20 protein-coding genes are annotated in these 20,533 nt (G+C 66.2%); 15 read left to right on the top strand and 5 right to left on the bottom strand.

Annotation, left to right across the window (positions count from 1 at the left end; all coding sequences use genetic code 11):
• Window positions 1-27 precede the first annotated feature (27 nt).
• Window positions 28-2,172: an EAL domain-containing protein gene (locus tag ASD22_RS06490; protein ID WP_056080431.1), complete on the bottom strand. Its 2,145-nt coding sequence runs from the start codon at window positions 2,170-2,172 to the stop codon at window positions 28-30.
• 299 nt (window positions 2,173-2,471) lie between these two features.
• Between ASD22_RS06490 and ASD22_RS16360 the strand changes: the two genes are divergently transcribed.
• Complete coding sequence (locus tag ASD22_RS16360; protein WP_082520138.1) at window positions 2,472-2,672, top strand: oxidoreductase-like domain-containing protein; 201 nt, start codon at window positions 2,472-2,474, stop codon at window positions 2,670-2,672.
• A 50-nt stretch (window positions 2,673-2,722) separates the two neighbouring features.
• Complete coding sequence (locus ASD22_RS06485) at window positions 2,723-3,439, top strand: ion channel (protein WP_082520137.1); 717 nt, start codon at window positions 2,723-2,725, stop codon at window positions 3,437-3,439.
• 24 nt (window positions 3,440-3,463) lie between these two features.
• On the opposite strand, the gene ASD22_RS06480 is transcribed toward ASD22_RS06485, so the two are convergent.
• A complete protein-coding gene (locus ASD22_RS06480) occupies window positions 3,464-4,450 on the bottom strand; it encodes an HDOD domain-containing protein (protein ID WP_235577560.1) in 987 nt (328 codons plus the stop codon).
• A 513-nt stretch (window positions 4,451-4,963) separates the two neighbouring features.
• A complete protein-coding gene (locus ASD22_RS06475; protein ID WP_056080420.1) occupies window positions 4,964-5,686 on the bottom strand; it encodes an rRNA pseudouridine synthase in 723 nt (240 codons plus the stop codon).
• Window positions 5,687-5,817: 131 nt separating this feature from the next.
• Here ASD22_RS06475 and ASD22_RS06470 point away from each other — a divergent pair, with 131 nt between their 5' ends.
• Both ASD22_RS06470 and ASD22_RS06465 read left to right on the top strand, forming a co-directional pair.
• The gene (locus tag ASD22_RS06470) at window positions 5,818-6,804 is read left to right on the top strand and encodes an LLM class flavin-dependent oxidoreductase (RefSeq protein ID WP_056080418.1); all 987 of its coding nucleotides are present in this window, start codon (window positions 5,818-5,820) and stop codon (window positions 6,802-6,804) included.
• Between the two features lie 58 nt (window positions 6,805-6,862).
• Entirely contained in the window at window positions 6,863-7,720 is an 858-nt protein-coding gene (locus ASD22_RS06465; RefSeq protein ID WP_056080414.1) for a PA4780 family RIO1-like protein kinase, read from the top strand.
• Window positions 7,721-7,857: 137 nt separating this feature from the next.
• Here ASD22_RS06465 and ASD22_RS06460 read toward each other — a convergent pair whose 3' ends face one another.
• Window positions 7,858-8,292: an FKBP-type peptidyl-prolyl cis-trans isomerase gene (locus ASD22_RS06460; protein ID WP_056080411.1), complete on the bottom strand. Its 435-nt coding sequence runs from the start codon at window positions 8,290-8,292 to the stop codon at window positions 7,858-7,860.
• A gap of 24 nt (window positions 8,293-8,316) precedes the next feature.
• Window positions 8,317-8,874: a YaeQ family protein gene (locus tag ASD22_RS06455; protein WP_056080408.1), complete on the bottom strand. Its 558-nt coding sequence runs from the start codon at window positions 8,872-8,874 to the stop codon at window positions 8,317-8,319.
• A 59-nt stretch (window positions 8,875-8,933) separates the two neighbouring features.
• Between ASD22_RS06455 and ASD22_RS06450 the strand changes: the two genes are divergently transcribed.
• The 11 genes from ASD22_RS06450 (at window position 8,934) to ASD22_RS06400 (ending at window position 20,354) form a co-directional block, all read left to right on the top strand.
• Window positions 8,934-9,848: a pseudouridine synthase gene (locus ASD22_RS06450; protein WP_056080405.1), complete on the top strand. Its 915-nt coding sequence runs from the start codon at window positions 8,934-8,936 to the stop codon at window positions 9,846-9,848.
• Window positions 9,849-9,899: 51 nt separating this feature from the next.
• The gene (locus ASD22_RS06445; RefSeq protein WP_056080402.1) at window positions 9,900-11,903 is read left to right on the top strand and encodes an oligopeptide transporter, OPT family; all 2,004 of its coding nucleotides are present in this window, start codon (window positions 9,900-9,902) and stop codon (window positions 11,901-11,903) included.
• A 149-nt stretch (window positions 11,904-12,052) separates the two neighbouring features.
• Window positions 12,053-13,123 carry a class I SAM-dependent methyltransferase gene (locus ASD22_RS06440; RefSeq protein WP_056080400.1) on the top strand — a complete coding sequence of 357 codons (1,071 nt, stop codon included), beginning with the start codon at window positions 12,053-12,055 and terminating at the stop codon, window positions 13,121-13,123.
• 13 nt (window positions 13,124-13,136) lie between these two features.
• Entirely contained in the window at window positions 13,137-13,850 is a 714-nt protein-coding gene (locus ASD22_RS06435; protein ID WP_056080397.1) for a pseudouridine synthase, read from the top strand.
• Window positions 13,851-13,859: 9 nt separating this feature from the next.
• Window positions 13,860-14,819 (top strand): tRNA (adenosine(37)-N6)-dimethylallyltransferase MiaA, encoded by a 960-nt coding sequence (gene miaA / locus ASD22_RS06430; protein ID WP_056080395.1) that lies wholly within the window; start codon window positions 13,860-13,862, stop codon window positions 14,817-14,819.
• A gap of 148 nt (window positions 14,820-14,967) precedes the next feature.
• Window positions 14,968-15,261, top strand: coding sequence for an RNA chaperone Hfq (gene hfq, locus ASD22_RS06425; RefSeq protein WP_056080391.1), 294 nt, complete (start codon window positions 14,968-14,970; stop codon window positions 15,259-15,261).
• 58 nt (window positions 15,262-15,319) lie between these two features.
• The gene (hflX, locus tag ASD22_RS06420) at window positions 15,320-16,618 is read left to right on the top strand and encodes a ribosome rescue GTPase HflX (RefSeq protein WP_056080387.1); all 1,299 of its coding nucleotides are present in this window, start codon (window positions 15,320-15,322) and stop codon (window positions 16,616-16,618) included.
• A 228-nt stretch (window positions 16,619-16,846) separates the two neighbouring features.
• On the top strand, window positions 16,847-17,923 hold the full coding sequence (gene hflK / locus ASD22_RS06415) for an FtsH protease activity modulator HflK (RefSeq protein WP_056080384.1): 1,077 nt from the start codon (window positions 16,847-16,849) through the stop codon (window positions 17,921-17,923).
• A complete protein-coding gene (gene hflC / locus ASD22_RS06410) occupies window positions 17,920-18,789 on the top strand; it encodes a protease modulator HflC (RefSeq protein ID WP_007081727.1) in 870 nt (289 codons plus the stop codon). The genes hflK and hflC overlap by 4 nt, the downstream gene beginning before the upstream one ends.
• Window positions 18,790-18,798: 9 nt before the next feature.
• Window positions 18,799-18,981: a DUF2065 domain-containing protein gene (locus ASD22_RS06405; protein ID WP_056080380.1), complete on the top strand. Its 183-nt coding sequence runs from the start codon at window positions 18,799-18,801 to the stop codon at window positions 18,979-18,981.
• An 80-nt stretch (window positions 18,982-19,061) separates the two neighbouring features.
• Entirely contained in the window at window positions 19,062-20,354 is a 1,293-nt protein-coding gene (locus tag ASD22_RS06400) for an adenylosuccinate synthase (RefSeq protein ID WP_056081068.1), read from the top strand.
• Window positions 20,355-20,533: the final 179 nt, after the last annotated feature.

Raw genomic sequence — 20,533 nt, 5'->3', positions numbered from 1 at the left:
ACGGGCAGGCGGCGCGCGTCCGGGCTTCTAGGTGATCGTGCTTTTTTCGCTGGCGGTGGTTTTGCGCGCGGCCAGCCAGCGCAGGTAGTCCGCTTCGGGGAGTGGACGGCAGATCAGGTAACCCTGCAGCGTGTCGCAACCCATGGCGCCCAGCCGCGCGCGTTGTTGTTCCGTTTCCACGCCTTCGGCGATGGTGGCCATGCCCAGGCGGCGGCCGATGTCCACGATGAATCCCGCCAACGGGTCGGGAACCGACGGCTGCAACGCGCTGACGAAGGAGCGGTCGATCTTCAATTCATCCAACGGCAATTGCTGCAGATAGGCCAGCGATGAATAGCCGGTGCCGAAATCGTCCATCGCCAGCCGGAAGCCGATGTTCGAGAGTGCATGCAGGGTGGCCAGCGCCGCCTCGAAATCGTTCAGCAGCGCGCTTTCCGTAAGCTCCAGCGTCAACCACTCCGGGTCGATGCCGGCGGTTACCACGATGGCCTGGATGTGTTCGACGAACTGGGGGTGGGCAATCTGCCAGGGGCTGACGTTCACGGCGAGGCGGCCGCCGAAATCCACGCCCTGGCTGCGCCAGGTCTGGATATGCGCGCAGGCGCGCGTGATTACCCAACTGCCAAGCGCGTGGATCAGGCCGGTTTCCTCGGCCACCGGAATGAAGACGTCTGGCGGTACGTCGCCCAGTTCCGGGTGGCGCCAGCGCAGCAGCGCTTCGGCGCCCATCAATTTGCCGCTCATGCTCACTTGCGGCTGGAAATGCAGCGACAGCTCGTTGCGCTCCAGCGCGGTGCGCAGGCCGCGCTCCAGTTCCAGGCGGTTGTCCGCATCCCGTTGCATATGCGGCAGAAACAGTCGCGCGCCGTTGCGCCCTGCAGCCTTGGCGCGGTACAGCGCGATGTCGGCGCAGCGCACGATGTCGGCTGCTTCGGCATCGCCGTTGGGAAAAACCGCGACGCCGATGCTGGCACCGATGGCCAGGATGCGGCTGTCGATCGGCAGCGGAACGGAAAGCCGTTCCACCATGCTTTCGGCCACGTCCATGGCGAGTGCGGCGGTGGCGTCCGCATCCATGGCTTCGTGCGATCCGGCATCCAGCAGCACCAGGAACTCGTCGCCCCCGAGCCTGGCCACGGTGGATTCGCCGGGCGCTACCGCAAGCAGGCAATCGGCGATGGCCTCCAACACGCGGTCACCGACGTGGTGGCCCAGCGAGTCGTTGATGGTCTTGAAGTTGTCCAGGTCGATCATCAGCACGGCGCCATGCCGGCCGGACTGGTTGGCGTCGGCGAGCATTTCGGCCAGTGAATGCAGCGCGCGCGAACGATTGGGCAAGCCCGTCAACGGATCGTGGTAGGCGATGTGGCGCAGGTCCAGCTCGGCTTCGCGCCGCGTCTCCGCTTCGGCGCGCAGTTCAAGCGTGGTCTGTTCCAACTGCAGCGTGCGGGCGCGCAACTGGCTGGCCAGCGAAACGCCCATCAGCAACACAAACGGCAGGAACGCGAAGGCGTCCAGATAGGGGTAGGGCTGGTCGAAAATATCGATCACGATATCGCCCCAGAGCATGGCGGTGAATTGCACCAGCAGGCAAATGCCCAACAGCAGCCCGGGCCGCGCCTGGCCACCGCGGTAAAACCGCCACGAACGCAGCAGCGCCCAGAGGAAAACCACGTAGGTCAGGATGTGGAAGGCGTGGCTGGCGACGGATGGCTGCACCTTCAGCGTGAACAACGATTCCCCCCATGGAAGCACCATCGGGGCACCGGCGCTGAGACTGGCATGCAGTCCGTAAGGTGCTCGCAGGTCGAACCAGAAGAAGCCTGTCGCGACCATCAGGATCACGCCGAAGGTGAAGCGACTTACGGGTTTTCGGGTGTAGGTGCTGACAAAAACGATGAAGGCCGGGAACGAGAAAATCGACGAGGCGTACATGAGCCGCAGCGCGAGCGTGGCTTGCGCCAGCGTCGTGGCGCAGTCCAGCAGCACGTTGGAGAGGGCGAGGGCGGCGATGCAGATGCACAACACCGCATACGCCTGGTACATCAGTTCACGCTGATGGCGCAGGCCGATAACCAGAAACTGCATGCCCGACGACAGCGCCACGGCTGCCGTTGCCAGCAAGGCGGCCGTGAAATAGCCGAAGCTCGGTTGGCTTGCAATTTCATGCATGCGCGGTTTTCCCCTGGCGTGCGCCTGCTCGGGTCTACGGCGCGCAACGCACGGAGAACGATAGCCTATTGCAGCACCGGTGCCCACTGAGGTGCTGCCGGAGATGAACAGTTGCCGCTGCGACGGAGCGACGCATGGGCCGAAATGCTTATGGACGTCTCTTTTCTTTCATTCCGCCTGCCAGCACTGGATCGGCCTGCCGGCGGCCTTTTGCCCCAGGGCGCTTCAAGCGCCATCGAAAGTGCCGGTGAAACGCGCGAATATGCGAGCATCAGACGTTCCATCGATGGGCTGAAACCATGACGCACGATCCGGCGGGCCCGAGCGATCCACTCCCGATTCCGCCCGTTGCGCCGGACCCGGGCGATTGCTGTGGCGAAGGCTGCGTCCGCTGTGTCCATGACGTATACGAGGCGTCACTCGAACGCTACCGTATGTTGCTGGAGGCGTGGCAGGCGCGGCATCCCGACGATGGGGATGGCCATGGCCCATCGTGTTGAATATCGTCAGCGCCGTCTTCGAAACGGCCTTTGGAGCAAAAGGGTGATGCATGCGAACGAGTGACGGCGATACCGTGTGGAGCATGCGTCGTTTGCGGTGGCTCGCCATCCTCATCCGCCATCCGTCCGCGGCACTGCTGCTGGTGCAGCTGGCCGGGTTGCTGCTGTATCCGTTCATCGAGCAGACGCGTGCGGCACGCGCGTTGTTCGGCGCCTTCGGCGTGGTGGTGTTGATACTGGCCATTTCGATGGTGCAGCGGACCCGCGGCCGGGGCTGGATCAGCGTGGCCATCGCCGTGCCCGCGGTCGTGTGCAACGCGATGGGTTTGATGCTGGACATGCCGGCACTGAAACCGTGGTGGGCCGCGCTGGAGGCACTGTTCTACTTCTATGCGGCCGGTTGCCTGATCGCCTACATGCTGGCCGATCGCCGCGCCACCACCGACGAGATGTTCGCCGCCGGCGCCACTTTCACCCTGCTTGTATGGGGCTTCACCTATCTGTTCGTGCTCTGCCAGGTATTGCAGCCGGGCTGCTTTGCCGCCGCGGTCAATCCGGCCGCTCCGCGCAGCTGGACCGAACTGCTGTTTCTGAGCTTTGCACTGATGTCGAGCACCGGCATCGGTGACGTCATACCCATCACCGTGCATGCGCGCGCATTGGCCTGCCTGGAGATGTTCGTGGGCGTGATGTATATCGCGTTGGTGGTATCGCGACTGATCGGACTGAGCGTCAGCCGGGAGGACGAGCGCGAACTCCACCGCTGACGGTCACGCCGAATGACGCGGCTCTCAGATCGACTTCTCGGCCGCGGGAAAATGGCGCCGCAGGTCCTGCTGGCAACGCGCCAGCAGCGCCGGCGCAAAGGCATCGGGCCAGCTGTGGCTGAGGTCCACGTCGCGATCCAGTCGCTCGTGTTCACCCAGCAATTGCGCCATCGCCAGGCCATCGGCTGCGGCCAGCGTCTTGCCCAGCGGCGAACTGGTGGCGACTGACTTGCCGGGCTGGCGATCGGCCATCGCCTCGACCACGCGCGGCGGCAGCTCCCAGTGTTGCGCTGCCTGCAGCGACAGCCGCGCCGCCAGTGCGCTGCAGCTGGCAATGAACTCCGCCGAGGGTGATGTGAGGGCGGAATCCTGCGCCAGCTGGTCGAGCAGGCGCACCACCGCGCCGGTACCGGTGTGGCAGATGGTGCCGACCAGGTAGGCTTCGAACGTATCGCCGCCGTTGTGCCGGGCCAGCCATGCGCACGCGTGCGAGCAGCGCTCGGCGTGATCCCACAGGCGCTCGCCGGCAGCCTGGCCGAAACTGCCGGCATTGGCCTGCAGGATGGGTTTCATCACGTATTGCGTAAGCACCCGGCGCAAGCCGTCCTGGCCCAGCAGGACCACTGCCTGCTGCAGGCTGCTGATCGGCTGGGCGGAGCGGTAATACGAGCTGCTGGTGACCCGCATGACCTCGCCCACCATCAGCGGATCGCGGCCCACGAGTTTGGCGAGCTGGCCACCGGCCGCGTTGTCGTTTTTCAGCGTGCGCAGCAGTTGCGGCAGCACGCTGGGCAGGCGCGGCAGGCTGCGCATGTCGAAGCGCGTGCTGAGCAGGTCCAGGCGTTTGAGTATGGCCTGCTCGGCAGCACTGGGTTCGCCCGCCTCGCTGGGCGGCAGATCGAGTACGAAACGGTGAAAGCGGTCTTCGATTTCAGTCAGCGGAAAGTCCGGCTCCACCACCACGTCATCGTCGGGAATCCGCGCGGACGCCCGCACGGGTCCGGTCGCCATGGGTCGCATGCGACCCGCAACCGGCTTCTGGCTGCGAAACAAACGCTGCCAAAGATTCCCCATGCAAACGTCCCTTTTCGAGAAAACGCAAGCGTCCCACAACTTGCGGAGATAACGGCAGGGCGACGGAAAAATTGAGTACTCCGATCGTCCGCTGCGGTGTCTGGTGCAGCCGGCCGTGGTGAGCCGGCTGCCTGCGATGGTGCGGGTTTGCTGCCCGGATTTCAGCCCTGGTTACTGGCTTTTCTTCTTTTCCTGCTTGGCCGCCCTTTTTTCCTTCATGGTCTTGGCCGGCTTTTTCTTCTCGGTTTTCTTTGAATCCATGCCCTTGCTCATGTCGAACTCCGCACTGTGGAAGGTTGGACGGGAGCGGCAGCGCCGATCCGGGCACCGGCAGAAACTTCGAGCGCGGCGCGATCGGAGTTTAGGGGTGGGCGCAGTGGAAGCCAAGCCGGTGCCGCTTGGCGTTTTCAAAGCGGTCGTGGCGATGATGCCAATCGCCTCGCGCCGCTGTCAGATGCGCTCGTGCGGCGCCAGGTAGCGCCACTCGCCGGGCGGCAGGCGGCTCAGTGAAATACGGCCCACGCGCAACCGTTTCATCGCCACCACCTGCAGGCCCACCGCGTTGCACATCGGTTCGATCTGGCTCGGTTGCAGGCCCTTGAACGCGAAACGCAGGCGGTGCTCGCTTTGCCAGCTGACCTTGATCGGCGGCATCGCGTAGTTGTTGAAGCGCAGGCCATGGTTGAGCAGCGCCAGGCCGTTCTCGATCAGCTCGCCATCCACATCGACCACGAACTCCTGCTCGATTCGGCTGGCGTCCTCGGTGAGCTTGCGCGCCACGCGCCAGTCCTGCGTGAAAAACAGCAGGCCGCTGGCCTTGGTCGGCAACGACAGGGGCGCTGTGAGGCGGGACATGTGCCGCTTCAGTGGCCGCACGCCGGAAGCGTCGTCGGCGCTGCGCGTTGCCGGCGTGACCAGTGTGGCGGCGCCGTCCGGTCCCGGCCCGGCGTCGATGCCGGCCGGTTTGTTGAGCACCAGCGTGACCGCTTCCAGCGGCGCCAGCCGGGCGGCGGGGTCGATGGCCACGGTTTGCGCGTCCACCATGAACTGCGGCTCTTCCACCACCACGCCGTCCACCCGCACCCAGCCGCCTTCGATGAATTGCTCCGCCTCGCGGCGCGAGCAACCCGCCAGGGCGACGACCCGTTTGGCAAGGCGGACAGGTTCGGTCATGGGAAGGGCCAGCGCAGGGGAATCCGCCATTGTAGGCATCCGTGGGCAACCGCACGAAAATAGACCGTCGCGGTGGCATTCCCGGTGCGCGCCCCCAGATTGGAAACCTCCACCATGGCGGACGTCCCCACATGATCCCTTTCTCGATACTCGACCTGGCGCCGGTTACCGAAGGCAGCGATGCCGCGCAGGCGTTCCGCAACACGCTGGATCTGGCGCAGCTGGCCGAGCGACTCGGCTACCACCGCTACTGGCTGGCCGAGCACCACAACATGCCCGGTATCGCCAGTGCGGCGACGGCGGTGTTGATCGGACACGTGGCCGGCGGCACCTCGACCATCCGCGTGGGCGCTGGCGGCATCATGCTGCCGAACCATGCACCGCTGCAGGTGGCCGAGCAGTTCGGCACGCTGGCGTCGCTGTATCCGGGCCGCATCGACTTGGGGCTGGGCCGCGCGCCGGGCACCGACCAGCCCACCGCGAAAGCCTTGCGCCGCTATTTCGACAGTGCCGACGCGTTTCCGCAGGACGTGATGGAACTGCTCGGCTATTTCGAGCCCGCCACGCCCGGCCAGCCGGTGCGCGCGGTGCCTGGCGCCGGCATCGACGTGCCGGTGTGGCTGCTGGGTTCCAGCCTGTTCAGCGCCAAGTTGTCGGCGGCGTTGGGCCTGCCGTTCGCGTTCGCCTCGCATTTCGCCCCCGATGCGATGGACGAGGCGCTGGCGCTGTACCGTCGCGATTTCCGGCCGTCGGCGCGGCTGGAACAGCCGTACGCCATGCTGGGCCTGAACGTGGTGGCGGCCGACAGCGATGCCGAGGCGCGGCGGCTGTTCACCACCCAGCAACAAAGTTTCATCAATCTGCGTCGCGGCCGGCCGGGGCTGATCCCGCCGCCGATCGACGACATCGAGACCTACTGGTCGCCGGTGGAGAGGATCGGCGTGGAGCGCGCGCTGGCCTGCGCCGTGGTGGGCGACGAGACGACCGTGCGGCAAGGCATCGACGCATTCATCGAGCGGCATCGGCCGGACGAGGTGCTGATCACCGCGAACGTGTTCGACCACGCCGCCCGCCGGCGCTCGTTCGAGATCGCCGCCGTGTGCGCGTCGAACAAATAGCAACATCCGATCGGCCATAATCGCGACCTTTCCACGACGACTTGAAGCTTTCCAACGCATGAAGACACCCCAGGGCCTGCAGACATTGATCGAGGAAGGCGTGATCGACCAGGTGCTCCGCCCGCTCAAGAGCGGCAAGGAGGCCTCCGTTTACGTGGTGCGCTGCGGCGATGAAACGCGTTGCGCCAAGGTCTACAAGGACATGGGGCAGCGCAGTTTCCAGGCGCGCGTGCAATACCAGGAGGGCCGCAAGGTGCGCGGCAGCCGCCAGGCGCGCGCGATCGGCAAGGCCAGCAAGTTCGGCCGCAAGGAGATGGAGGAGAACTGGAAGAACGCCGAGGTCGACGCGCTGTACCAGCTCACCGCCGCCGGCGTGCGGGTGCCGCGGCCGTTCGGTTATTTCAGCGGCGTGCTGGTGATGGAGCTGGTCACCGACGCGGACGGTTATTCGGCACCGCGACTGGGCGAGGTGGAGTTGTCGGCCGACACGGCGCGCGACTACCACCGCTTCCTGATGCAGCAGGTGGCGCGCATGCTGTGCATCGGCCTGATCCACGGCGACCTGTCCGAATACAACGTGCTGGTGGGCCCCGAGGGCCCGGTGATCATCGACCTGCCGCAGGTGGTCAGCGCGTCGGGCAACAACGCGGCGCGCGCCATGCTGCGCCGTGACGTAGGCAACATCACCATCAGTCTGTCGCGCTTTGCGCCGGAGTTGCTGGACACCTATTACGGCGAGGAGATGTGGGCGTTGTACGAACTGGGCGAGCTGCATCCGGACACCGAGCTGACCGGCCAGTTCGAATTCGACGAAAGCATCGCCGACGTGGACAGCGTGATGCAGTCGATCATCGATGCGCGCGAGGAAGCCATCATCCGCCAACAGGGGCGCGAGGCTGCGGCGCAGGAGGATTGAATGGATGGTGGAACCGGTGGCTCTTGTAGGAGCGACTTCAGTCGCGATGCTCTTGCTCTTCCGAATCCCGGCTTTCAACAGACGAATGTCTGGTCATCCCTTCAAGAGCATCGCGACTGAAGTCGCTCCTACAGGGGTCAGTGCTTGCTGACGTCGATCAATTCCACATCGAACACCAGCGACGCATTCGGCGGGATGTCGCCGCCGGCGCCTTGGGCGCCATAGCCGAGCGCGGCGGGAATCAGCAACGTGCGCTTGCCACCCACGCGCATGCCGGCCACGCCCTGGTCCCAGCCTTCGATGACGCGGCCGGCGCCCAGCTGGAAATTGAACGGCGTGCCGTGGTCGCGTGAGCTGTCGAATTTCGTGCCGTGCTTGTCGGTGGCGGTGTCGTCATACAGCCAGCCGGTGTAGTGCACCAGCACGTCCATGCCGGCCTTCGCCTCGGCGCCGCTGCCGACGGTGTGGTCGATGGTGGTGAGCTTGTCCACGTGGCCGTGGGTGCGGACCTGGGGCGAGCCGCCGCAGGCGGCGAGGGTGAAGACGGTGAGCAGGGGCAGCAACCAGCGCATGGGTATCTCCGGAAAAGGTGAGGGTTATTTCGACGCGTCCGTGGCGAGCATGCGCTTCACCGGGTCCACGGCCACCGCGTCGGTGTCGTTCATCAATTGCAACTGGCCATCCTGGATCAGGCACTGCAGCCGCATGCCCCGCTGCAACAGCGCAACCAGTTCGGTCACGGTCGCGGCGGGAATGTCGAGCACGGTGAGGTTCCTGTTGCGCGCCAGCGCGGAGCCGACCTTGCTCCACCAGATCTCCGCGGCGTTGCCGCCGTAGCTGATCACCACCACCTGGCGCGAGCGGCCGCAGGCCTTGCGGATGCGGCTTTCGTCGGGCTGGCCCAGCTCGATCCACAGCTCGATCTCGTCGGTGTACGCCTTGCGCCACAGGGCCGGTTCGTCCTCGTCGCTGAGGCCCTTGCCGAACTCCAGCCGATCGTCCGCGTACAGCGCGAACGCCAACAGCCGCACCATCAGGCGCTCCTCGGTTTCCGAGGGGTGCCGCGCCAGGGTCAGCGCGTGGGTGGCGTAGTAATGCCGATCCATGTCGCTGATCTGCAGTTCGACTTTGTAGATGGTGGAGTTGAGCGCCATGGGCCAGCCTTGAGACAACAGCCGGCCATTCTACGCGTTGGCTCTAGACTGCGGTGCTTATGACTGACGCCTTCCACGATCCCCGCGCCAGCACCGTGCATCTGCCTGCCGGCGAATGGGCCACGGTGCTGGACGCGCTGTGCGCGCATTTCGCCAGCGTGAGCCCTGCGCAGTGGCTGGACCGGATCGAACGCGGGCGGGTGCTGGATGCGCAGGGGCGGGCGATCACGCCGCGCACGTCGTATCGCGCGGGGCTGCGCATCCACTATTACCGCGAGGTGGCGCAGGAGGTGCCGATTCCCGGCGTCGAAACCGTGCTGCATGTCGATGCGCATCTGGTGGTGGCGGACAAGCCGCACTACCTGCCGGTGACGCCGGCGGGCGGCTTCGTGGAGCAGACCTTGCTGCGGCGACTGATCCGTCGGCTGGACAATCCGGACCTGGTGCCGCTGCACCGGATCGATCGGGCCACGGCGGGGCTGGTGCTTTTCTCGGCCAACCCGGCCAGCCGCGCGGCGTACCAGGCGCTGTTCCGCGAACGGCGCATCGACAAGCTTTATCACGCGCTGGCGCCGGGTTTGCCGCAGCTGTCATTTCCGCAGCATCGCCGTTCGCGCATCGTGGCGGGCGAGCCGTTTTTCCGCATGCGCGAGGTCGAGGGCGAACCCAACAGCGAGACGTTGATCGAGGTGATCGAGCGCGGGGTCGATATCTGGCGCTATGCGCTGCGACCGGTCACCGGCAAGAAGCACCAGTTGCGCCTGCACATGGCCGCGTTGGGCGCGCCGATCCTGCACGACACGTTGTATCCCGAACTTGCGCCCGCGGCCGATGACGACCATCGCCGCCCGCTGCAATTGCTGGCGCGCAACCTGGCGTTCGACGACCCGCTGTCGGGCGAGCGGCGCCACTTCCAGAGCGGGCTGGAGCTTGCGGGGCCAGTGCCAGAAGTTGGTTCCGCCGACGCGCGGTAAGCGACCATTCCGCGTTATCGTTGCGCGCACTATTGGCGCGGGAGAGCCGTCGTGAATGCACAACCCCTGTCCGGCGCCACGCCGCGCACCGAGCTCACCGTACGCGGCCTGATCATCGGCATCGTGATCACCTTGGTATTCACCGCGGCCAATGTGTTTTTCGGACTCAAGGCGGGATTGACCTTCGCCACCTCGATTCCCGCGGCGGTGATCTCGATGGCGATCCTGCGCGCGTTCAAGAATTCCACGATGCAGGAAAACAACATCGTGCAGACGGTGGCCTCGTCGGCGGGCACGCTGTCGGCGATCATCTTCGTGCTGCCCGGGCTGGTGATGATCGGCTGGTGGAACGGCTTTCCGTTCTGGATCACCTTCGGCATCTGCGCCACCGGCGGCATCCTGGGCGTGATGTACACGATCCCGCTGCGCCGCGCGCTGGTGACCGATTCCGACCTGCCGTATCCCGAGGGCGTGGCCTGCGCCGAGGTGCTGAAGGTGGGCGGTGGCGACGATGCGGCTGCCACGTCCGAGGAAAGCAGCCGCGCCGGCTTGCTGGCCGTGGCCGCCGGCACCGTGGTGTCGGCAGTGTTTGCGGTGGTGGTGGCGACCCGCGTTTTCGCCGGCAACGTGGCGCAGTATTTCCGTTTCGGCGATCGCGGCGGCGCCACCGGTTACGACTTCGCGCTGTCGTTCGCGCTGCTGGCGGTGGGTCATCTGGTGGGCTTGTGGGTGGGCCTGGCGATGTTGCTGGGCGCGGTGATCGCGTGGGGCTGGGCGGTGCCGCATTACACGATGCTGGCGGCGACCGCCGGCGCCGCGGCCGACGTGGCGCAGGCCGCGTGGAGCGCCAGGGTGCGTTTCATCGGCGCCGGCACGATCGGCGTGGCGGCCATCTACACGCTGGCCAAACTGGTGAAGCCGGTGATCAGCGGGTTGACCTCGGCGATGGCCTCGTCGCGGGCGCGCAAGGCGGGCCAGGGATCCACGTTGCCGCGCACCGAACACGACATGCCGATCGGCCTGGTAGGCCTCATCAGCGTGGCCTGCCTGCTGCCGATCGCCTGGTTGCTGGGCGATTTCAGCTTCGCCACCGGACTGGGCGATCATCTATGGCTGCTGGTGATCGGCGGCCTGGTTTTCGTGGTGGTGATGGGTTTCCTGGTCTCGGCGGTGTGCGGTTACATGGCGGGGCTGATCGGCTCGTCCAACAGCCCGCTGTCGGGCGTGGGCATCCTGGTGGTGATCATCGCCGCGCTGCTGCTGATGCTGGGCGTGCAGGCGCAAACCGGCGACGCCGGCAAGGGCATGGTGGCGTTTGCGCTGTTTGCCACCTCGGTGGTGTTCGCGGTGGCCACCATCGCCAACAACAACCTGCAGGACCTGAAAACCGGCCAATTGGTGGATGCCACGCCGTGGAAACAACAGGTGGCATTGGTGGTGGGCGTGCTGGTGGGCGCGGCGGTGATCCCGCCGGTGCTGGATCTGTTGAACGAAGCGTACGGCTTTGCCGGCATGCCCGGCGTGGACCCCACGCGGGCGCTGGCGGCGCCGCAGGCCGGGTTGATCTCGGCGCTGGCGCAAGGCGTGATCCAGGGCAATATCGACTGGAGCCTGATCGGCCTGGGCGCCGCCATCGGCGTGGCGCTGATCGTGCTGGACGAGATGCTGGGCCGCACGACGCGCACCGCCAGGTTGCCGCCGCTGGCCGTGGGCTTGGGCATCTACTTGCCCAGCTCCACCACGCTGATGATCGTGGTCGGCGCCATCGTGGGCTGGTACTTCGACAAGCGCGCCGACCGCGGCGCCAACCCCGAAGGCACCAAGCAACTGGGCGTGCTGTTGGCCTCGGGCATGATCGTGGGCGAAAGCATCATCGGCGTGGTGATCGCCGCGATCGTGGTGTTTTCCGGCAAGAGCACGCCGCTGGCGCTGGTGGGTGATGGCTTCGGTACCGCCGCGATCTGGATCGGCGGCATCGCCTTCGTGCTGGTCAACGCGGCGCTGTACCGCTGGGTGGCGCGGTTGGGGCGCAACCAGTCCAGCGGAATGGCGTAACGCCGTTATGTGGGAGCGACTTCAGTCGCGATGCTTTTTTGCATTGAGCCTCAAAGCAAGAGCATCGCGACTGAAGTCGCTCCCACACAGGGAAGCGCTTCCCTCGGCCACGTACAATGCGTGCATCAATCGCCTGCTGAAGTAATGACGTGACGGCATCCGGATTTTCCGCGGCCGCGCCCGACACGGCGCTGGCCGCCTTGTTCGTTCCCTTCGAGTTGGGACACTTGCACTTGCCGTCCGACGGCCGCGTGCTGTTCCTGCGTGCGCGGGCCGGCGTGCGCCTGCGCGAGATGGCGCAGCCGGCATGGCTGTGCGAGCAGGGCTTCATGCCGTTCGCCGATGAGCTGAGCCGCTGTGGCCTGCACGTGGGCGAGGCATCCGTGGGTGAGCTTTTCCCGCTGGTGTTGATCCTGCCGCCGCGCCAGCGCGACGAGGCGCGCGCGCTGTTCGCCCGCGCGCTGCAGCACACGGCGCCGGGCGGTACCGTACTGGTCAGCATGCCCAATGCGGAAGGCGCGAAATCCGGCGAGGCCGACCTCGTGAAACTGGCCGGCGCCGTGCAGCATCTTTCCAAGCACAAATGCCGCGTGTTCTGGACCACGCCCACGGCGGACAGCGTCGATCACGAGTTGCTGACGCAATGGCTGGCGCTGGATGCACCGCGCGAAACCGACGACGGCTTCGTCAGCCGGCCCGGGCTGTTTGCCTGGAACCGGATCGATCCCGCCTCCGCCTTGCTGGCCGCACATCTGCCGGCCGACCTGCGTGGGCGGGTGGCCGACCTGGGGGCCGGCTATGGTTATCTGGCCACACAGATCATCGCCCGCTGTCCGCAGGTGTCATCGATCGACCTGTACGAAGCGGAGGCGCGTGCGCTGGAACCGGCGCGGATCAACCTGACGCGTGCGCAACAGGCCAGTGGCCGCGATGTCGAGATTGCGGTGCACTGGCACGATGTCACCCGCGGTTTGCCGCGGCGTTACGACGCCATCGTCAGCAATCCGCCGTTCCACCAGGGCCGCGCCGACCTGCCCGAACTGGGCCGCGCCTTCATCACCAGCGCCGCCGACGCGCTGGGGCCGGAGGGCCGGCTGTGGCTGGTGGCGAACCGGCACCTGCCGTATGAGGCGATCCTGGCTGCGCGTTTCCACCACGTCACCACGGTGACCACGCAGGACGGTTTCAAAGTGATCGAAGCGAACGGAGTGCGCCCATGAAACGGGTCAAGCCATGAAACTGGTCAAACTCATAGCCAACCTGGGCTACGGTAGCCGCAAGGATGTGACCCAGTTGTTCCGTGCCGGGCGCATCACCGACGCCGATGGCGAGGTGCTGTACGCCGACGACGTGGTGCCACACGAAAACATCCGCGTCGATGACGAACCGCTTGATCCGCCGCCCGGCCTGGTGCTGATGCTCAACAAGCCGCTGGGCGTCACCTGTTCGCGCAAGGACCCGGGCCGGGTGGTGTACGACCTGCTGCCGCCGCGGTTCAACGTGCGCACGCCGGCCTTGTCCAGCGTGGGCCGGCTCGATCGTGACACCACCGGCCTGCTGCTGTTCACCGACGATGGCGCGCTGTTGCACCGGATCATTTCGCCCAAGGCACACGTGGCCAAGGTGTACGAGGCCACGCTGGCGCAGGATCTGCGGGGCGACGAAGGCGCGCTGTTCGCCAGCGGCAGCCTGATGCTGGAGTCGGAAAAGGAACCATTGGCACCGGCGCAACTGCAGGTGCTGGGCCCGCGCCATGCGCGGCTCACCGTCACCGAAGGGCGTTACCACCAGGTGCGGCGGATGTTTGCCGCTGCGGGCAACCATGTGGAAACCCTGCAGCGCGTTGCGGTCGGCGCGTTGACGCTGGGCGACCTGCCGCTGGGCGAATGGCGGGCGCTGGATGCCGACGAGGTGGCCGCCGTTTTCGCGCCGCCGACGGTTGGTTGATTGCCCGCCATGCCCATCGACCAGCGCCCCCTCGCCATCTTCCTGATGGGCCCCACCGCCTCCGGCAAGACCGCGCTGGCCTGTGAGTTGAGCGAGCGGTTCCCGCTGAATCTGGTCAGCGTGGATTCCGCACTGGTCTATCGCGGCATGGACATCGGCACGGCCAAGCCCGACGCGGCGACGCTGGCGCGCTACCCGCACGCGTTGGTGGACATCCGCGACCCGGCGCAGCCGTATTCGGCGGCGGATTTCAGTGACGACGCGCTGGTGGCGATGCAGTCGATCAGCGCGCGGGGCAGGGTGCCGCTGCTGGTCGGCGGCACCGGTCTGTATTTCCGGGCCTTGCAACAGGGGCTGTCGGCGTTGCCGCAGGCCGACGCGTCGATCCGGCAGCGGCTCGGTGCCGAGGCGCAGCAACTCGGCTGGCCCGCCCTGCATGCGCGGCTGGCACAGCTCGACCCGGCGGCGGCCGCGCGTATCGGCAGCAATGACGCGCAGCGGTTGCAGCGGGCGCTGGAGGTGATCGAACTCAGCGGCCGCCCGCTGTCCGAGTTGCAACAGCGCGGCCACGAAACACCTTTCCCCTGGCGCGTGCTGAAATTGGCGCTGATGCCTCGCGATCGCAGCGTGCTGCACGAACGCATCGCGCGGCGTTTCGACATCATGTTGTCTGAGGGTTTTCTGGACGAGGTGCGTGCGTTGCGCGAACGTGGCGACCTGCATGCCGACCTGCCGGCCATTCGCGCGGTGGGTTACCGCCAGGCGTGGCAGTACCTGGAAGGAAAGATCGACGCGGCCGCCTTCCGCGACCAGGCCATTTTTGCCACCCGCCAGCTGGCGAAACGGCAGATCACCTGGCTGCGCAGCGACCTCGGTGCGCGGTTTTTCGACCCCGACGAATCGGGCTGCACGCTCCGCGCAACCGACGCTGTGCAACGGCTGCTGGACGGCGTCGCTGGGCCTCGCTGAACGTGCTTTTGCCAACCCCTGCTCATTTGCGCCGGCAGGTTGAAAACCACCTTTCATCAAGCATTTGAAAGCGGTTACCATCACCGGAGTTGGGCCGGACGCCGCAGGCGTTTTTTTCCGGACCCGTCCGTCGCCAGGGGAACAAAATATGTCCAAGGGACAATCGCTGCAGGATCCGTTTCTCAATGCATTGCGGCGCGAACGCGTGCCGGTGGCCATCTACCTGGTCAACGGCATCAAGCTGCAGGGTACGGTGGAATCGTTCGACCAGTTCGTGGTGCTGCTTCGCAATCAGGTAAGCCAGATGGTTTACAAGCACGCCATCTCCACTGTGGTACCCAGCCGCAACGTGCGTATCAGCGGTGGCGCGGATGACCACGACGGCCACGCCGACCACGACGCCGCGCCCGCCGCCGGCACGCCGGCCGACGCAGGCGCTTGATTGATGGGGTGTTGGCCCGCATGAAGTAGGTTCGTTTCCGCAAAGGCCCACCCCATTCGTGTTTGATCGACAGAAGAAAGGCGACCGCGCCGTACTGGTCATGCCGCATTCGCGCGGTGAGGGCGACAGCGCCCGCCGTGCCGAGGAATTCGCCGAGCTGGTCAAGTCGGCCGGCGCCGAGGTGCTGGCGGCCATCACCGCCCGTGTCGATGTACCCAGCCCGCGCTTCTACATCGGCAGCGGCAAGGCCGATGAAGTGGCCGAGGCGGTGGCCGCGCTGGAGGCCGACCTGGTGCTGGTGGATCACGAACTCACCCCGGTGCAGGAGCGCAACCTCGAAAAGCAGCTCAAGGTGCGCGTGGTCGACCGCGCCGGGCTGATCCTGGACATCTTCGCCCAGCGCGCCCGCTCGCACGAAGGCAAGCTGGAAGTGGAGCTGGCCCAGCTCAAGCACATCGCCACCCGGCTGGTGCGCGGCTGGACCCATCTGGACGCGCAGCGCGGTGGTGCCATCGGCAACCGCGGCCCCGGCGAAACCCAGCTGGAAACCGACCGCCGCCTGCTCAACGAGCGGGTGAAGATTCTCGGCAAGCGGCTGGAAAAAGTGCAGACCCAGCGCACCCAGCAGCGCCGCGCGCGGCTGCGCAACACGGTGCCGCGCGTGGCCCTGGTGGGCTACACCAACGCGGGCAAATCCACGTTGTTCAATGCGCTCACCACCGGCGAGGTCTACGCCGCCGACCAATTGTTCGCCACGCTGGACCCCACCGTGCGCAAGATCGACGGCCTCAGCTGCGGCCCCGCAGTGTTGGCCGACACGGTCGGTTTCATCCGCGAATTGCCGCATGACCTGGTGGCCGCGTTCCGCGCCACCCTGGCCGAGGCGCGCGAGGCCGACCTGCTGTTGCATGTCAGCGACGCCGCCGACGACGAGCGCGAGCCGTTGCATCGGGTGGTCAACAAGGTGCTGCAGGAGATCGACGCCGGCGACCTGCCGCAGTTGCAGGTGATGAACAAGATCGACCTGGCCGGGCTTGAGCCGCGGATCGACCGCGATGGCGACGGGCGCCCGTATCGGGTGTGGCTGTCAGCCGCCACCGGCGCGGGGGTGGAGCTGCTGCACCAGGCGCTGGGCGAGTTGCTGGGTGGCGACCGGGTGCAGTCGTCGCTGCATCTGCCACTGACCGCCGGGCGCCTGCATGCCCGGCTCAAGGCCTCCGGCGCAATTGCCGAGGAAACGGTCGACGAGCACGGCTGGCGCCTGCGAATCGATGCGCCACGCAGCGTGCTGGCGCCATTGGGCGCGGATGCGACCGAGGCCGGCATGCTGCGTGATCTGCTGGCCCCGGCGTCCTAGCGGTGCTCCCCGTCCAGGGCGCCTGGCGGCGCCGGCGTGGCCCGGTCGAGACGGTCGCGGGCAGCGGATCAATGCGTCAGGCTCTGCTAAACTGTCCGGCGTTTGTGCTGCCGCCTGACCGGGTCGGCACATGCCCCCACCGTTATGGCAGACATCATGTGGTTTCCCCTTTCAACGTGTGCTCCGGCCGTGGCTGCCGGCCTCCAGCGGTCCCAAGGAGACTGACTCATGGCGTGGAATGAACCCGGTAAGGGACAACAGGGCGATCCATGGAACCGCAAGCGGCCCTCGGGCGGTGCGCCGAACCTGGACGACCTGCTCAAGCAGCTGAAGAGCCGTTTCGGCAAGTTCGGCAATGGCGCGGGCGGCATCATCACCGTCGTGGTGGTGTTGATCGTGCTCAGCGTGCTGTTCAGCAGCTACACCATCGTCGGTGCGCGCGAGGCGGGCGTGGTGCTGCGCTTCGGCCAGTATTCGCGCACGTTGCCGCCGGGCTTCCACCTGAAGCTGCCGGTGCCGTTCGAGACGATCACCAAGGTTGAAGCCACCCGCATCCGCTCGGTGACCGACAAGGTCGCCATGCTGACCCGCGATGAAAACATCATCACCATCGATTTCACCGTGCAATACCAGGTGGACGACGCCCGCAAATACCTGTTCTCGCTGAACGATCCCGATGGCACCACGGGCGCGGCGGCGGAGGCGGCAGTGCGTTCGGTGATCGGCGGAAGCGACATGGACCAGATCCTGTCCGCCGCGGGCGCCAGCCTGGTCAGCGAGGCGCAGGTGGCGTTGCAGAAAACGCTGGACAGCTACAACTCGGGCCTGCGCGTCACCGAGGTGAGCTTCCAGAACGTGGCGCCGCCGAACGAGGTGAAGGATGCCTTCGACGACGTCAACAACGCCCGCGAAGACAAGCAGAGCATCGAGAACGGCGCCTTGGCCTACGCCAGCAAGGTGGTACCGGTGGCACGCGGCGACGCGGCGCGCATCGCGGCCGAGGCGGCCGGCTACAAGGCCGAGCGTATTGCCCGCGCCGAAGGCGACACCGACCGCTTCGACCTGATGCTGAAGCAGTACCAGGCGGCACCGGAGGTCACCCGCAAGCGGCTGTGGCTGGAAACCATGGAACAGGTGATGGCTGACAACCCCAAGGTGATCGACGGCTCCGACGGCCGCAACATCATCAACCTGCCGGCACAACAGGGCGGCACGGCCACTTCGGCCAATGCGGATTCATCCAGCGCGAATGTCGTGGTGCCCGCCGCCAGCAGCAATTCAGCCGACAAGGGAGCGCAGCCATGAGCCGGATAGCCGCAGGCGTCGTCGCGGTGCTGTTGATCCTGCTGGGGCTCAACAGCATGTTCGTGGTTCGCGAAGGGCACAGCGCGCTGCTGCTGCAATTCGGCCGCATCGTGCACACCGATTACCAGCCGGGGCTGCATTTCAAGATCCCGGTGATCCAGCAGGTGATGCATTTCGACAAGCGCATCCTGTCGCTGGACGCGCCGCCGGAGCGTTACTTCACCTCCGAGAAAAAGAGCGTCAACGTCGACTTCTACGTGAAGTGGCGCGTGCTGGACAACGCCGCGTATTACCGCGCCACCGGCGGCGACCAGCTGCAGGCGGCGCAGCGGCTGACCCCGATCGTGAAGGATGCGCTGCGCTTCGAGTTCAACGCCCGCACGCTGCCCGACCTGATCTCCGGCGGCCGCAAGGACATCACCGAGCGCGTGCGTGCGCAAACCGATGCGTCGGCCCGCAAGAACCTCGGCATTGCCGTGGTCGACGTGCGCATCAAGCGCATCGACCTGCCCAACGAGGTCAGCGAATCGGTCTACAAGCGCATGCGTGCCGAGCGCCTGCAACTGGCCAATGAACTGCGTTACACCGGTCAGGAAGCGGCCGAGAAGATCCAGGCCGACGCCGATCGCCAGGGCCAGGTCCTGCGTGCCGATGCAATGCGTGACGCGGCCAAGATTCGTGGTGAGGGCGATGCGCAGGCGGCGGCGATCTACGCCAAGGCCTATGGTCAGGATGCCGAGTTCTTCACCTTCTACCGCAGCCTGGCGGCTTACCGTAAGTCGTTCGAGGATGGCAAGGGCATGCTGATCCTGAAGCCCGACTCGGAGTTCATGCGCTACTTCAACCAGCCTGTACAGAAGCGCTAGGCGGCATCGATGCATCAGTTGGCGGCCGCGCTGTGCCTGGTGCTGGTGCTCGAGGGTCTGCTGCTGTTTGCGGCACCGGCATCCTGGCAGGCGATGATGCGACAGGCGTTGACGTTGTCTCCGCGGACCTTGCGACTGTTCGGCGCGTGCGCCGTCATCATCGGCCTGGTGCTGTTGCGGTGGTTCCATTGAGGTGCATCGCGGGCTAGCCCGGATGCGCGAGTTATTTCCCGGTTCCCGCGTGGAATCAACGCATAGTGAGCGAGAAGATCATGGGCAAGTCAGTCGTAATCCTTGGCGCGCAATGGGGCGACGAAGGCAAGGGCAAGATCGTCGACCTGCTGACCGAGCGGGTCAGCGCGGTGGCGCGTTTCCAGGGTGGCCACAATGCCGGCCACACGCTGGTGATCAAGGGCAAGAAGACCGTGCTGCACCTGATCCCCTCGGGCATCCTGCGCGACGACGCGCTGTGCCTGATCGGCAATGGCGTGGTGCTGTCGCCCGAAGCGCTGATCAGCGAGATCGCGGAGCTGGAAGCCAACGGCGTCGAGGTGCGTTCGCGCGTGAAGATCAGCCCGGCCACGCCGCTGATCATGCCGTACCACATCGCGGTCGATAAGGCGCGCGAGATTGCCGCCGGCGGCAAGGCCATCGGCACCACCGGCCGCGGCATCGGCCCGGCGTACGAAGACAAGGTGGCCCGCCGCAGCGTGCGCGTGGCCGACCTGATGTACCCGCACGAGCTGCCGGCACTGCTGAAGACTGCCGTCGAGTACCACAACTTCATCCTCACCCAGTGGCTGAAGGCCGAACCGGTCGACTACGACACCGTGTTGAAGGACGCGTTGGCCTGGGGCGAATACATCCGCCCGCTGGTCGACGACGTGGCCACCATCCTGCACGACGTGCGCCGTGACGGCGGCAACATCCTGTATGAAGGCGCGCAAGGCGCGCTGCTGGATATCGACCACGGCACCTATCCCTACGTCACCTCGTCCAACACCACCGTGGGCGGCGCGCTGGCCGGCACCGGCGTGGGCGCGGGCGACATCGACTACGTGCTGGGTATCTGCAAGGCCTACGCCACGCGCGTCGGCAGCGGCCCGTTCCCCACCGAGCTCAATGACGAGATGGGCGAGCTGCTGCGCAAGAAGGGCAACGAGTTCGGCGCCAGCACTGGTCGTCCGCGCCGCTGCGGCTGGATCGACCTGGTGGCGTTGAAGCGCGCCGTGCAGATCAACGGCATCAACGGCCTGGCCATCACCAAGCTCGACGTGCTGGACGGCTTGCCCAGCATCAAGGTCTGCGTCGCCTACGAATACCGCGGCAAGCGCCGCGAACTGGCGCCGCTGGACGCGGACGGCTGGGAAGAGTGCAAGCCGGTGTACCTGGAGTTCCCCGGTTGGGAGGAATCCACCGCCGGCATCCGCGACTGGAACAAGCTCCCCGCCGCCGCCCGCGCCTACCTGCGCGCGGTGGAGGAACTCTCCGGCTGCCGCCTGGCCCTGGTGGCCACCGGTGCCGACCGCGACGACACCATCAGCCTGGATGATCCGTTCGCCTGATCACGGCTGATCGCGCGACAGGCGGGTCTTGCATCGCGAGGCTCGGGACTGACGAACCCCGCGTTGTGGAAACGCGGGGTTTTTCTTTGGGCCGCGCGTGCAGGCCGCGGATCACCCATTCCCATGTGATGCGGTGCGGAAGGTTGATCGACATTGCATGTTGATCGAACTCATCGCCG

This window comes from Rhodanobacter sp. Root480 (assembly GCF_001426645.1).
GTDB lineage: Bacteria > Pseudomonadota > Gammaproteobacteria > Xanthomonadales > Rhodanobacteraceae > Rhodanobacter > Rhodanobacter ginsenosidimutans.
The sequence above is the reverse complement of the archived record's forward strand: the minus strand, read 5'-3'. Positions and strand labels throughout refer to the sequence as shown.